Origin of the sequence: Pedobacter sp. PACM 27299 (genome assembly GCF_001412655.1) — a bacterium.
Lineage (GTDB): Bacteria > Bacteroidota > Bacteroidia > Sphingobacteriales > Sphingobacteriaceae > Pedobacter.
The window spans coordinates 2,393,160-2,407,175 of sequence record NZ_CP012996.1; the positions used below are offsets into that span (position 1 = coordinate 2,393,160).

General features: G+C 39.8%; 14 protein-coding genes. 8 read left to right on the forward strand and 6 right to left on the reverse strand.

Annotation, left to right across the window (positions count from 1 at the left end; genetic code table 11):
• Window positions 1-17: 17 nt before the first annotated feature.
• The 3 genes from AQ505_RS09985 (at window position 18) to AQ505_RS09995 (ending at window position 2,560) form a co-directional block, all read left to right on the forward strand.
• Entirely contained in the window at window positions 18-1,103 is a 1,086-nt protein-coding gene (locus tag AQ505_RS09985; protein ID WP_062548045.1) for a DUF5074 domain-containing protein, read from the forward strand.
• A gap of 69 nt (window positions 1,104-1,172) precedes the next feature.
• Window positions 1,173-1,745, forward strand: a complete 573-nt coding sequence (locus AQ505_RS09990) for a DUF6580 family putative transport protein (RefSeq protein WP_062548046.1) — start codon at window positions 1,173-1,175, stop codon at window positions 1,743-1,745.
• Window positions 1,746-1,876: 131 nt separating this feature from the next.
• Window positions 1,877-2,560, forward strand: coding sequence for an SIR2 family NAD-dependent protein deacylase (locus tag AQ505_RS09995; protein ID WP_062550956.1), 684 nt, complete (start codon window positions 1,877-1,879; stop codon window positions 2,558-2,560).
• Between the two features lie 4 nt (window positions 2,561-2,564).
• On the opposite strand, the gene AQ505_RS10000 is transcribed toward AQ505_RS09995, so the two are convergent.
• From AQ505_RS10000 to AQ505_RS10025, 6 genes are all read right to left on the reverse strand, one after another.
• Window positions 2,565-4,361, reverse strand: coding sequence for an STN and carboxypeptidase regulatory-like domain-containing protein (locus AQ505_RS10000; RefSeq protein WP_062548047.1), 1,797 nt, complete (start codon window positions 4,359-4,361; stop codon window positions 2,565-2,567).
• On the reverse strand, window positions 4,361-5,335 hold the full coding sequence (locus tag AQ505_RS10005) for a FecR family protein (protein WP_062548048.1): 975 nt from the start codon (window positions 5,333-5,335) through the stop codon (window positions 4,361-4,363). Before AQ505_RS10005 ends, AQ505_RS10000 begins: the two co-directional genes overlap by 1 nt.
• Before the next feature lie 10 nt (window positions 5,336-5,345).
• Window positions 5,346-5,948: an RNA polymerase sigma-70 factor gene (locus tag AQ505_RS10010; RefSeq protein ID WP_231635063.1), complete on the reverse strand. Its 603-nt coding sequence runs from the start codon at window positions 5,946-5,948 to the stop codon at window positions 5,346-5,348.
• Between the two features lie 47 nt (window positions 5,949-5,995).
• Window positions 5,996-7,492, reverse strand: a complete 1,497-nt coding sequence (locus AQ505_RS26015) for a DUF4833 domain-containing protein (RefSeq protein ID WP_082461483.1) — start codon at window positions 7,490-7,492, stop codon at window positions 5,996-5,998.
• Between the two features lie 10 nt (window positions 7,493-7,502).
• Window positions 7,503-8,627 (reverse strand): hypothetical protein, encoded by a 1,125-nt coding sequence (locus AQ505_RS10020; protein ID WP_062548050.1) that lies wholly within the window; start codon window positions 8,625-8,627, stop codon window positions 7,503-7,505.
• Window positions 8,628-8,691: 64 nt separating this feature from the next.
• Complete coding sequence (locus AQ505_RS10025) at window positions 8,692-9,918, reverse strand: multidrug effflux MFS transporter (RefSeq protein ID WP_062550957.1); 1,227 nt, start codon at window positions 9,916-9,918, stop codon at window positions 8,692-8,694.
• Between the two features lie 180 nt (window positions 9,919-10,098).
• On the opposite strand from AQ505_RS10025, the gene AQ505_RS10030 reads away from it, so the two are divergent.
• The 5 genes from AQ505_RS10030 to AQ505_RS10050 all read left to right on the forward strand — a co-directional run bounded on the left by AQ505_RS10030 (window position 10,099) and on the right by AQ505_RS10050 (window position 13,985).
• Complete coding sequence (locus AQ505_RS10030) at window positions 10,099-10,665, forward strand: AraC family transcriptional regulator (protein WP_062548051.1); 567 nt, start codon at window positions 10,099-10,101, stop codon at window positions 10,663-10,665.
• A 64-nt stretch (window positions 10,666-10,729) separates the two neighbouring features.
• Window positions 10,730-11,425: an HAD family hydrolase gene (locus AQ505_RS10035; protein WP_062548052.1), complete on the forward strand. Its 696-nt coding sequence runs from the start codon at window positions 10,730-10,732 to the stop codon at window positions 11,423-11,425.
• Window positions 11,422-12,258 (forward strand): phosphoribosyltransferase family protein, encoded by an 837-nt coding sequence (locus AQ505_RS10040; protein ID WP_062548053.1) that lies wholly within the window; start codon window positions 11,422-11,424, stop codon window positions 12,256-12,258. Before AQ505_RS10035 ends, AQ505_RS10040 begins: the two co-directional genes overlap by 4 nt.
• Before the next feature lie 551 nt (window positions 12,259-12,809).
• Complete coding sequence (locus AQ505_RS10045; protein ID WP_062548054.1) at window positions 12,810-13,364, forward strand: TerD family protein; 555 nt, start codon at window positions 12,810-12,812, stop codon at window positions 13,362-13,364.
• 6 nt (window positions 13,365-13,370) lie between these two features.
• The gene (locus AQ505_RS10050) at window positions 13,371-13,985 is read left to right on the forward strand and encodes a TerD family protein (RefSeq protein WP_062548055.1); all 615 of its coding nucleotides are present in this window, start codon (window positions 13,371-13,373) and stop codon (window positions 13,983-13,985) included.
• Window positions 13,986-14,016: the final 31 nt, after the last annotated feature.

The following is a 14,016-nucleotide window of genomic DNA, read 5'->3' on the forward strand; positions in this document are numbered from 1 at the left end:
ACAATTCAACAAACTAAATGAAGATTACCAATTTTAAAGGATTAGTAGTAGCTGCTATTTTCAGTGCTGCGCTATTCTCGTGTAAGAAAGATGCAGAAACAGTAGTAGCACCAGAAGTTTCTGGAAAATATGAAAATGGCTTTTTTATCATCCATGAAGGATGGTTTGGCCATGGTACGGGATCTGTATCATTTTACGATGCAGGGACTGGAACATTGAGAGATAGTATTTTCCAAAAAGAGAATCCAGGGAAAGGATTTGAGCCAGCAAGCTCTACCGTACAATTTGGTACGGTTTTCAATAAAAACCTATATGTAGTGAGTAAAGCAAAAGGGCCTGTTGTAGTGGCTGATGCGGTTACTATGAAAGAAGTAGGTAGAATTCCTGCATCTGCGGAATACGATTGGAAAGCATTTGTAGGTATTGATGAGAATAACGGTCTTTTAAGCAGCAACGATGGGGTTTATCTGGTAAATCTAAAAACCTTCAAAATTTCAGCTAAATTATTAGGTGCAACCGGACAAATGGGGGATATGCTGAAAACAGATAAATATATCTATATCATTTCCCGAACAGAAGGTGCAGTCATTTACAATACTTCGGATCTTAGCCTTCAAAAGAAAATTGCAGGTGTAACCATGGGTTTTGTGCAAACACCAGATGGGAAAGTATGGTTCACAGGTGGTAAAAATCTCTATAAATCGGACCCTATAACTTTGGAAACGGAAACTATAGAATTGCCATTTGCCACTTACAACACCTTTAATGCCTGGTTTTCTTCGCCAATGGTTGCTTCAACCAAAGAAAATGCAGTGTTTATGATCAACATTTCCAGCGGATGGGGTGGTGGTAAAAACATCTACAAGTATGTTTCTGGTGATAAAACTTCCTTAGATAAACCTTTCATTACAACCCCTGATCTGCAGAGTTTCTATAAAAAGAATCTAGGTTATTATGCTAAAACAGATCAGATTGTAACCACTACATTGTTGAGTGGTTATGTCAGTAATTTCCTGAACATCTATGATGCAAAAACTGGAACATTAAGTAAAACAGTTCCATTCAGCGGTTATTATTTTCCGGCAATGTTTGCCTTCCACTAAAGCTTGTCGCCATAGGCTTTTTTATGCCGTGGAAAAAATATAACTTTGTTTTATAATATATACATGAATATGTCTGAATCTAAATTCAACCCGCGTTCGATCATCCTGTTGTTGATGATCATCTTTGTAAGCATTATCCGTATTACAGCACCTTTGTCTGGCGACTTTAAAGAGATCGCTAACTTTTCAGCTGTAGGAGCAATTGCCTTATTTGGCGGCGCATATTTCAATAATAATGTTAAAGCATTTGCTTTTCCTATGCTGATATTGGTACTGAGTGATATTTTTATTGCTAAGATTTCAGGATACGGATTTTTCTATGCAGGATGGTACTGGACTTACATTGCAATCATCGCAATGGTAGCAGTTGGTAAACTGATGATGAAAAAAATAAATGTAGGCACATTCATGTCTGCTACTTTCATCGGTGTTTTCCTTCACTGGATTTTAGCCGACATTGGTCCAATGTATGCTCCGAGCATCTATCCAGCAACTTTAGCTGGTTACGGACAATGTTTAATCAATGCTATTCCATTTGAATTGAATTTCCTTTACGGCACAGTAGTGTATGGAGCGGTAATGTTTGGTGCTTTTGAAGTGTTGAAAGCGAAATACCCATCGTTAAGTTTAGCTAAAGCATAATTAACAAGGTTTACAGTTATAAAAGATAAGCAATCCCGGGATTGCTGCGGAGCATACTCCTCAGCATCCCGGGATTTTTTTTACCTGTATTTGCCATGATTTGTCCTCAATTTATCATTAAATTCAACCTTATGAAAAAGAAATTAGTCGTATTAACGGGAGCAGGAATCAGTGCAGAAAGCGGATTGAAAACCTTTCGGGATACGGATGGCCTATGGGAGGGTTTTAATGTCTATGACGTCGCTACACCTGAAGCCTGGCGAAAAAATCCAGAAATGGTACAGGATTTTTATAACCAACGCAGAAAACAGGTTTTGCTGGCACAGCCGAATGATGCGCACAGGGCATTAGCAGAGCTGGAGGCAGATTATGATGTCCACATCATCACCCAAAATATAGACGATTTACATGAAAGAGCGGGTTCTACAAAAGTGACCCATTTACATGGGGTCATCACGCGCTCGCAATCTGACGGAAATCCTGATTTAACCTATCCAATCAATGGCTGGGAGTTAAAAATGGGGGAGTTTTGCGAGTTGGGAACGCAGCTGCGGGCACATGTAGTATGGTTTGGAGAGGCCGTGCCTATGATTGAGGAGGCGGCTAAAATTTGTGCTGCTGCTGAAGTATTCGTGTTGATAGGCAGCTCTTTGGCGGTATATCCGGCTGCAGGACTGATTGATTTTGTTCCAGCGCAAAGTCCAATCTACATTATTGATCCAAAAATCCCACAAGTGAGAAACAGCCATCAGGTGATTAAAATTGAAAAGAGGGCGGTTTCGGGAATGAGGGATCTTGTAGAACTGTTAACTTGAGGGATTAGAAAAAGGTAATCCCTGCATTCCATCCATACCAACCTTTATTGTTGCCACTAAAATTATGATGTTTGTCGGGCACAATTTGCTGCTTGTAATTTTTTGCACTTGAACCTATAGGTGCATCGCTGTTGTAAAAAGAATATGCTGGTCCGCCAAATAGGGTGACTCCTTTAATCAACTGTATCTGGAGGTTCATTTGGAATTTAGTTAAGACATTGGAATACTTCCAATTGCCAAGATACAAGTATTGAAAGCTTAGTTCAGGTGCAATAGACAGGTGTTTACTGAAGATGAAGTCATGGCCAAAACCAAGGCCAAACGTGGCTATTTTTGCAGTGTCAGTAAAAGTTTTGCCAACAAAGAGAATGTTGTACAGGTTGGCATTCCCGGTTTTTAAAGCCACATTCGTTTGCACCAATTCATTGGTAGAAACAGAAATCTTATGGTAACCATCCCCCACAAAATTGAGCAGTCCTAAGCTCGTACCTGTAGAGGAGCCTGAAAAGTTCAGGAGCGCCAATTGAAAACCTGTGTTTTTCTTTGCGATATTAAATAATCCGGCAATCTGTATTCCTGATGATGTTCTGGAAGAAATGTTCATTAAGCCGGCAATTCCAACGCCCCTAGAGTTTCTGGAATTGATATTAGCCAATCCAGAAATCTGAAAACCATCTTTATTCCCGCTGTTAACATTCAGTGCACCTGCGGTCTGAAAACCTTTCATATCACCGGTCACCATATTTGCAAGCCCTGCAATCTGAAAACCTTCCACATTCCGTTTCACGACATTTAATGCGCCTGCAATTTGCAGTCCTTTCATATTTGTTCGCACATCATTGTGTAAGCCGGCCACCTGTATCCCTTGAACAGAACCACCAACCACGTTGAATGCACCAGCCACCTGCAATGCCCTGACTTCAGCTTTACTCAGGTTAAAAAGCCCGGCGATTTCAAAGCCATCTACTCCGGCAGTATAACCTCCAATCACATTAAAGGAAACTTTATTGATTACTTTAGAACTCATCATGCCATGAGAACTCAGGCCAGGGGTAAGGGAAGCCTGGAAAGGAGTATTTGCGAAAAAACTCGGAATATTCAGGTTTTGAATTCTTTGAGTCGAAGAAATGAAAAACCGACTAATGCCTAACTCTTCAATCGCATTATTAGCTACCGTCCCTTTTTCCTTGTCAGGGTCATCATAAGATTCAGGTTTAATGGTGATATCGGCCAGGAAAACCAAGGCGGTATCTCTATACGTCTCTTTACTGGCGGTTAGAATCACCTCTTTGTGTTCTCCTTTGAAACGCAGCTTGAAATAACCATCATGGTCTGTCAGCGTAGATTGCAGCAATCTTTTTTCATAAACACTGGCTTGTTTTACTTTACGACCTGTCTGCGTATCGATAACATAACCGCTGATCAGGTAAAGGTTGTCAGCTGTAGTGATGTTATCCGGCTCAATGGTCAGGTGGTTGACTGCATAACGTAAAATTACATAGTTTTCACTTTCTTTGTAATCCACTTTTCCATCAAACATCTGGTCTAGAATTGTTCTTACGGGCATATTTCTAATGTTCATATTCACCAGGCTATCCTGATTAAACAGGGCCCCATTATAGGCGAAATAGAAATCTCCGGCTTTACTCATCTTATCGAGCACCTGACCGATAGGTTCCTGCTTTGCCGTAAAACTTAGGCGTCTGGAAAGATTTCGCTGAATATTACTCGTCGTTTCGGGGGACTGTGCACTTGCAACACTAAAAAGGAACAGAAAAAATAAGGTGAGTTTGGTCTTCATTACTTTTTATTAGACAGCTGGATTTCCTTTCCGTTACTGCTATAGGTTAAATTTAAACCCTGGCAAATGATTCCCAGGTTGTAATCTAATGGCACATTGAGTTTCAGTGTGGTATTTAGAGTCAGGTTTTTAATAGCGGGTTCTACATTGATTTTAGTGTCGTAAGCCTGACTTAATACTTCAGCCAATTTCCATAGTTGCGTGTTTTTAAGGATAAATACCTTGGTTCTGTAATAGCTGTACAGCTCATCTTTATTCTGTTCTTTAACCAGCTTTTGAGCATTGGAATTGATGAGCACACGTTCTCCGGCTACCAGATTAATGGTTTCTCCTTTCAGGCTCACTTTGACGATACCAGTTTCCACAATTACTTCCGTTTGCTGATGAATATGTTTCACATTAAAAGATGTACCGACTACTTTCACAGCTACCTGATCTACTTTGATGATAAAAGGATGGCTTTTATCTGGAGCCACATTAAAGAATACTTCCCCGGAATCCAGTCGCACACTGCGGTCGGTCTTGAAGTTCGAAGCATAGCTCAAGGATGATCTCTTGTTTATAGTCAGCTCTGATCCATCAGGTAGTTTTTGGATGATGACTTCCCGATTTGCTGCTATGGCCATATATTTTTCCGGTGTCAGTACTTCATAAAAGACCCAGGCACCCAGGGCCAATATCAATACTGCTGCCACATTGATCCAGGTATATTTTCTTTTGATGGGCAAAACTAAGGCCTTTTCTTTTTCAGTTGGCTTTTCTTTTTTATTCACTTTTTCTTTAAAGCTGAGCCAGGCAGTCTCTTCATTTACGGTGCTTTTTGGCGCCAGTAATTGACTGCTTTCCCAGATCTTCTCCAGTTCCAGAAATTCGGAAATGTGTTTAGGATCGGCAGCCAGCCATTTTTCAACAGCCGTGTTTTCCTCCTCACTCGTCTCCTTCAGTAGAAACTTTATCAATAATTCATCAGTCATGACCATCGTGTTAATTGAAAAAATCTTTGTAATACATAATTCCTAATAAGATCAGGACTAAAAAATCGGACAGCTTTAAGCGCAGTATCCGTAATGCTTTGCCCATTTGGTTTTCCACTGTTTTAATAGATAAGCCTAATTGATCTGCAATTTCCCGGTATTTAAGTTCTTCAAACCGGCTCATTTGAAAGATCGTTCTGCATTGTTCAGGCAACTCATTCATTGCGATACTGAGGTTGTTTTTTAGATCATTCATTTCTACCTTCGCAGAAGCCGGTTCTGAGCTCGCGAAAACGTTGTTCATCGTGTGTTCCTGATGTTTGAATTTTATTTTTTCATGTTTCAGGTAATTCAAACAGTCGTTATGAATACACTTGTATAGGTATGCTTTAACGGAAGTCGAGATCTGGAGCATTTCCCGCTTTTCCCAGAATTTCATAAACATACCTTGAACCATCTCTTCGGCAGTATCATGGTCTTTTAGGATCACAAAAGCATAAGCATGCAGTGCCTTGTAATGCAATTTGAACAATTGTTCAAAAGCGGCATCATCGTATGACTGTGGATTTGGGGATAGGGGATCTGTTAACTTCACGCGTTTAATTCTAATCAAATATATTAGTTTCTATGGGCTTATGCACTGTCAGTAATACCAAATCGTTAAAGGTCAATTCTTTTGAGCATTTCTATACCTGTTTCGGAATTCGTGGTAATCAGATCAATGTAAACCACTTTTGGAAACCAGAAAGAGCCCCCTTTAACCTTAACAAACACGCGTTTTAATAAATGATTGCGTCCCTCATCCTTAATGTAGATGTGGTATTTTTGATCTGTTTCAGACCTGATCAGGTACATTGGCATCTTCTGATAAGCAGCCAGTCGGATTTCATAGGCTTCATTTCCCAGCGCCTTAGATTTTACACCATAGGCGAACTTTTGCTCTATACTAGTCAGCGGTTTTAATCTGCCCTGCTCTTCATATCTGATCCATGAGCCTTTAACGGGGGCTTTCGGGTCTAGTTGTCCATCTTCTCTATAATTTAGCTCATAAACCACCGTATTCGCATCTGGGGTTCTTTGTAGAAAGAACAAGAGATTCTTTCCGTTTGGAATAGGTAAAGGCTCGATGTTTTTTAGGGGTTGCGCATCTACTACCTGTGTCAGTACCAATAGAATCACCAATACGATGGCTGTGGTTTTAATATGGCTTTCTTTTGTTACACGAACCTGCTGATCCCTTTTCAATTTATGTCGGTATATCTTCCCTGGACTGGCGAAAATGAAAAACAAACACTCCCGGAGTCCATCACTTTGCTGTACATCTTTTAACATATCACGGTATTCGTGGAAGTTCAGTACAAAAGGATTGCTTTTGTTTTCAATTGGAGTAGTAAGTCCATAAATAGGCTTTTCCTCCTCATATTGAAAAGTGCCGAAAAGATGATCCCAAATCATGAATGTGGCACCGAAATTCTTATCCAGGTATTTTTCCTGACTTCCATGGTGTACCCGATGGTTAGAAGGAGTACCAAAATACTTTTCAAAAAACGGGGGCAATTTACCGATGGCTTCTGTATGCACCCAGAACTGATAAAGGGTACTCAGCTGACTCGCTACCAAAAAGATCACTGGATGAAAACCCATTAATGCCACTGGAATGAAGAACACGGTTTTGAAATGCTGCACCCAGCTTTGGCGAAAAGCAACGGTGAGGTTATAGTGTTCTGCGGAATGGTGTACCACATGAGTTGCCCAAAAGAAGCGGTTAAAATGGGAGATGCGGTGCGACCAGTAACTGCAGCAGTCGTATATAATGAAGCAGGGGATTAACGTCCACCAATTCAGTTCCATGCGCCATGGCAGCAGGTTGTAAATCCAGATTGCGCCATAAATCAGCACCACTTTCATCAGCACATTCACCGCCAGATTACCTATTCCTACCAATAAAGAACCTATTGTTTCTTCCTTTTCATAGGTTTTATGCGCCCCGAAATGAGACATCAGAAATTCTATTAATGCCAGGATAAATACCGCTGGCAGTGCATAAGCGATCAAATTGGGAGCTTCCTCCTGCATCAGGTAGCTGTCTGCAAAGTTAATTTTTGTTGCCCCAAATAAAGGGAGCATATCCAGCCATTCGGTAGTTAGAGTTGCCATGGTTTTTTGATTAAAAGATGAATTGGATGCCTCCGGAATAGCCGATGTACAGGGCCTGGAAATCCGCGGAACGATCGCCCCAGGTATGGATGAATTTCTTATGGAGGTTCCTGCCTTCTGTAGTGTTTGTGCTTAGGAAATTAAAGGAGGGGCCTCCAAATAATTCGAGGTGGTTGCCCAGTTTTAAAGCGGGTAAAATGCGGAGTGCCGATTTAAAATATTCTCCTGATTTAAAGCTTTCTAATACGGTGGCGCTGAGTTCTGTGTTCAGTCTGAAAGCAGTCGTTTGAAACCAATGTGCACCAATGCCAGCTTCCATCGCGTAAACTTCTTTTTTATTCTTTAGGTTGTAGCCAATGCCGAGAATACCATAAGTGACCTTTCCTCCGGAACGAAAAGAAAGCATTCCAGTTTGGGTTTCATCCATCGTTAAACTGATAGTTTTTTTCCCTTTTTTTACCAGGTTGATGATTCCGATAGGATAATCACTGCTGTCGGCAATATTGATAAATCCTGCGGCTTGTATCCCTTTTACCTTTTTAGCAATATTGATGAATCCGGCGAATTGCGACCCTTTTACATCTGATGCGGTATTCATAAACCCAGCCAACTGCGATGCAGATACGTTTTTCTGCGCGATGTTTAGGAAACCCGCCAGTTGTGATCCTTTAACCGTATTTGCTTTATTTAAGAAGCCCGCAAATTGAACGCCTTTCACATTTCCCCGGGAAACATTGGCAAAACCGGCAAAGGCTGCGCCCTGATTTTCCCCGGAAGTATTTAGAAATCCGGCAAATTGTAAACCTGTTGCTTTTTTTCCAATATGATTGGAAAACATAGCGATTTGCGTTCCCGTAGCTTCATTGCGGACAATATTTGAAAGACCAGCAAAGCTGAATCCTTTTTCAACAGAGGAGACTCCTGCCAGTAAATGAAAAGAAAGCTTATTGGTATCTAAGGGAGCGTGTGTGCCATTGCTGCTTAAAGGGTAGACCAATCCAATATGGATTTTTTCTGATCCGCTGCTTTGTGCGAAAGCGTTGGTGTCGGAAGAAAGGAATAAGCCGGTAAGGGCGATGGCCAGATAACCTGGTTTTAAGAATTTTAAAGTTTTGTTGTAATCGGTAGTCCTCATTTTTGTCTGATTTTGAAATGAGACAACACAAGGAGGACTTACCCCTACGAGCTTTTAAAATAAATTAATGCACAAAGGCACCTGGCTCTTTACTTTCTGGAATTTGAACCTTAATATTTTTTCTGCCAATGATCAGAATCATCAAGGCAATAATAGTAGTACCTGTCATGATGGCTACCATAGGAACCGCCGATCTGATCTCAAACATACTGACTCCGAATGAAGCCAAAGCACCCAATCCCATTTGTACGGCACCCATTAACGCCGATGCACTCCCGGCATTTTTGCTGAATGGTGCAAGTGATAAAGCGGAAGTATTTGGATTGGTAAAGCCCAGACAGGATAGGAATAAGAAGAGTAAGATGACGGTTTCCATTAGGCCAAACCAATTGTAAACGCTACCAATCAAGAAAAATACCACTACAAAAACCTGTATGCTCAATGCGGCGAAAATCACTTGTTCACTTTTATATTTTCTCAATAACAGCGTATTTATCTGACTTGAACCAATTAATCCGGTAGCCAGTAAGGCGAAAATCCAACCATAAGCCTCTTCAGACACTTTAAAAATATCGATGAAAACAAGTGGTGAACCGGAGATATAGGCAAATAACCCAGCAAAGGCCAATGCGCCACTGAAGGCGTAAGTATAAAACTGTGGATCTTTGATCACAGAAAGAAAGTTTTTGATAATAGGGACCGGCTTCAACGAAAGACTGGTGTCTGGTTTATAGCTATCTGGTAACCAAAGCCAGCTGGCAACTAGATTCAATACCCCTAAGCCCATCAAAATGATGAATACGGAATGCCATCCCCAGGCTACTGTAACATAGCCGCCCAAGGTAGGGGCAACCATTGGCGAAACACCCACTACGAGCATCAGCAAGGCGAAAACTTTGGCGTTTTCTTTGACCGGGAAGAGGTCTCTTACCATTGCAATTGAAGCTACTGCTGCGGCACAGCTGCCGATTGCCTGCATAAAGCGCAATGCGATTAAGGTATCCAGACTGCTGGCAAATACGCAGCCTGCAGAAGCCAGGATATAGACGATCAGTCCGATGTATAAGGGTTTTTTCCTTCCAAAGCGGTCTAATAAAGGGCCATATAGAAGCTGGCCAGCAGAAATTCCAATGAAATAACTGGATAGTGAAAGAGATATTTTAAGTACAGTAGTGTTTAGATCTTTTGCAATTGCTGGAAATCCAGGAAGGTACATGTCGATTGAAAAGGGGCCTAACGCAGTTAGGGATCCTAATAATACAATCAGGAGGAAGTATTTTTGTTTTGTCATTAGCTGCTGCAAATATAGGAATTGTACTTTTGGCATCCGCCGAAATCTGGTATTTTATCCAAACATAATCACTGGCATAGCGTTTTTTAATTATATAAGTTTTAAGCAGGATTTTGTAAGTTACAGGAAAGAAAATACCTTATTTTTGTAATTGTTTTTTTAACTTCGGAAAGCTAGATTATGATGTTATATGTAAAGAATATGGTGTGCGACCGATGTGTGATGATTGTTCGTCAGCAGTTGGAGCAGCTTCATTTCGAGGTAAAGGACATTACATTGGGTAAGGTAGAGGTGGCTCCGGATCCAACTGCCCATCAGTTGCAGGACATTTCAGCTACTATGGAGCTGCTCGGTTTTGAATTGATGGATAAGGAAAAGGACCAGCTGGTAGAACAGGTCAAAAATAAGGTGATTGAGCTAGTGCATCACTCCGATTTAAATGAGGTTCATCAGAGTCTGATATCCATCATTGCAGATCGTTTGGATAAGGATTATGCTTATCTGAGCCGATTATTTTCCGACGTAGAAGGCCTCACCATTGAGAAATATATCATTCAACAGAAAATAGAAAAGGTGAAGGAATTGCTGGAATATGGAGAGTTGAACCTGAACGAAATCGCTTATAAAATGGGCTATAGCAGCAGTGCGCATCTATCTGCGCAATTTAAATCGGTAAGCGGTTTAAGTCCCAGTAAATATAAATCCTCTAGCTTAAACAAAAGGAAACCCCTGGATAAAATCAAATAAGCCTGCCGATTTTTGTAACATTACCTTTCGAATTACATTCTAAACTGGAAATTTAAACACACAGATGCCTTTTTATAAACACTATTCATTTGATTTATGGCTGACATTGATCAAATCCAACCCGGCTTTTAAAACGGAGCGGACAAAATATTTTCATGCCCATTACAATTCCAGAAAGAAAACTATAGAAGAGGTCGCTTTGGTTTTTAGACAGGTAGATTTAATGGTGAATGCCATTAATGAAAAGACTGGAAAAAATATTGATGCCGATGAAATGTACCTGATGGTGATCAGTATTATTAATGAGTATTCCACGGAATTTCAAGACGTCGATACCGCCGCATTATACCTGGAAATGGAAAAACTGCTGTTGAATCATATGCCTTTGCTTTATAACGAAGCATCCCTGACCGTACTGAGCGAATTGAAATCACCTGGGCTGAGTACCATAAATATTTTAAGTAATACCGGTTTTATCAAAGGAATAACATTGAGAAAAGTGCTGAGCCATTTGAAACTGGATGAATTCCTGGATTTTCAATTGTACTCAGATGAACTGCGTTTATCTAAACCTAATCCCGAGTTTTTTCAATTGATGCTGGATACCATTGATCGGGTAAAGCACCCTGAAATTGGTTTACATGAAATTATTCACGTCGGTGATAATCCTGTTGCCGATGTAAATGGAGCGAAGGCGATGGGCATTCATACCTTGCTGATCAATTCAAATGATTTATTAATTTCACACTTACGCTCATGATCCCATATACCTACGCTCTTCATAAAATAAACAATACCGTCGATTTTGGCTTTTCTGCGGATGATTACAGCAGGTTTAAGTTTGGTGATGACTTGGTTTCCAAAGCATTTGGGAAAGATCTAGCCGCAGGCTTTATTAAATATTACTTGCAGGAAAATTTGATTACGGAGCAAATTGTGGTCATTTCCAGTCCTTATTGTTTCATTCCTACGGCAACTTTTGCCATGAAAAATGCATTTGTATCACATTTGAACCGTTGGCTGGTAGCGCATGGCGGATTGGTGGTGCAGGAAGCAAAAGTACATCGAACCATCACGTATAAGGAAGATTACGGCGGACTAAGTGCGGAAGAAAGAATGAACCTGATTGGCAATGATTCTTTTCATATCGACAAAGATTTCTTAGCAGGCAAGACCCTGCTTTTTCTGGACGACATCAAAATTACCGGCAGTCATGAGCGCATGATCCTGAAAATGGTAAAGGAGTATGGTTTGAAAAACGACATCCACATGCTTTATTTTGCGGAGTTGGTCAATAAAGACATTCATCCGAATGTGGAAAATCACCTGAACTATCATTTAGTGAAATCAATATTTGACTTGGAAGAGATCATTAAAAGTGGAAATTTCGCGGTCAATACTAGGATTGTAAAGTATCTCTTGAACAGTGATTTTGAAAGTTTCTGCATTTTTATAGAAAAACAAAATCTGGAGTTTTTGGAGAGTCTGTATGACTTGTCTTTAGGGAATAGCTACCATACAATCCCATCATACGAGGAGAATTTGAATCATTTGAAAAATCACCTGCAGCAGCAAACTTTTAAAGTCAGTTAGTGCGCTAAAATAAATATCGAAGCTCCTGTATAAAAGTACAAGAGCTTTTTTGTTTAGAATATACTGACAAAGAGTAACTAGATTCTAGACTATGTCTTTAGAATGAGGGGAATATGCGCTCCTTATGGGTTCCTGTTTATTAAATCTTCAATACTTCAATAGGACCTTAATAGGTGGTTGATAGTTCCTTGATAGGGGCTAAAGGACCTATTAACCCTGATTCAAGGATCATTTAAACCCGAAGAAGTTAAGAGCAGATCTTGATGCTTCCTAATAGGCAGCTCGAACTGGATCTGCGGTTGTGGTCTTCGGAAGTCCATATCAAAAACAATTGTCACAGGATCTTCAAATAGGAGGAACTGATAAGAGAAAAAACCTATTTTTTACATTAAAAAGCTAGTTTTTTCCCTTAAAAAATGATATTTTGCAGGTACTGATCATTGTGATTGATTTTGAGAAATGTAATCTGTGAAACTACAGATTTGTAAGGAAAAAACAAGCCCTTGAAGCAGTATTGTTAATGATTGATTATAATTTAAAATTGATGAAATATGGCAATTAATTTGCAAAAAGGACAAAGGGAGAGCATTGATGCTCCTAAATTTACGATCGGTTTAGGATGGGATACCAATAGTTCTACTACGGGTACTGCATTCGATTTAGATGCTTCGATTTTTATGTTAGATGATCAAAAGAAATTAGTTTCTGATCAAAACCTGGTTTTTTATAACAATCTGGTTTCTCCTGACGGTTCAGTAGAACATACTGGTGATAACTTAACCGGTGATGGTGATGGTGATGATGAGCAAATCAAAATAGATTTGACAAAAATAGACCCTAAAGTTAATGAGATTTGCGTTGTGGTCACCATTCATGATGCAGAAAACAGAAAACAGAATTTTGGTCAGGTGAGAAATTCTTTTGTTCGTATTTTTGATGCTTCCAGCAATGAAGTGATCTTGAAATATGAATTGGAAGAAGATTTTTCAATTGAAACTGCGGTAGAATTTGGTAGAATTTACAAACGTGAAGGAAAATGGAAATTCGAAGCAGTAGGAATGGGTATGAAAGGTGGTTTACAGGATTATTTAAATAAATATCAATAAAAAATTATGGCAATTAATCTTCAAAAAGGACAGCGTATCAGTCTTGAAAAGAGCAACGGAAGCAAGCTTCAAAATATTTGTGTAGGAATTAACTGGGGTGCCATTGAGAAAAAAGGCATGTTTGGTTTTGGTAAAACAAAAGAAGCAGTAGATTTAGATGCAAGTTGTGCCCTATATAATGATAAAAAACAACTGGTAGATGTCGTTTACTTCGGGAGTTTAAAATCTAAAGATGGTGCAGTAAAACATAGCGGTGACGATTTAACCGGTGATATGGGGGGGGATGATGGCTTGGATAATGAGGTGATTACCTTAGACTTCTCCCAGCTGAATCCAGCAGTAGAATATGTAGCATTCGTCTTAAATAGTTTTAGAGGTCATGATTTTGGAACCATTCCTTTCGCTTCTATTCGTATTTATGAAGGAAATCCAAAACAGGTAAGAGAAGTGTTTGCTACTTATGATATTGCAAATGGCGCAGGTTTTGCTGGTCATGTATCTATGGTTTTAGGGGTGTTTTATAAGAGAAACGGAGAATGGAAATTCAATGCGATCGGAGAGCCTACTAAAGATAAGAAATTAGAAGAAACCGTGAATACAGTAACACAAAGCTATCTATAGACTCTAAAGGTAAAGGAACATTTTATTGAAT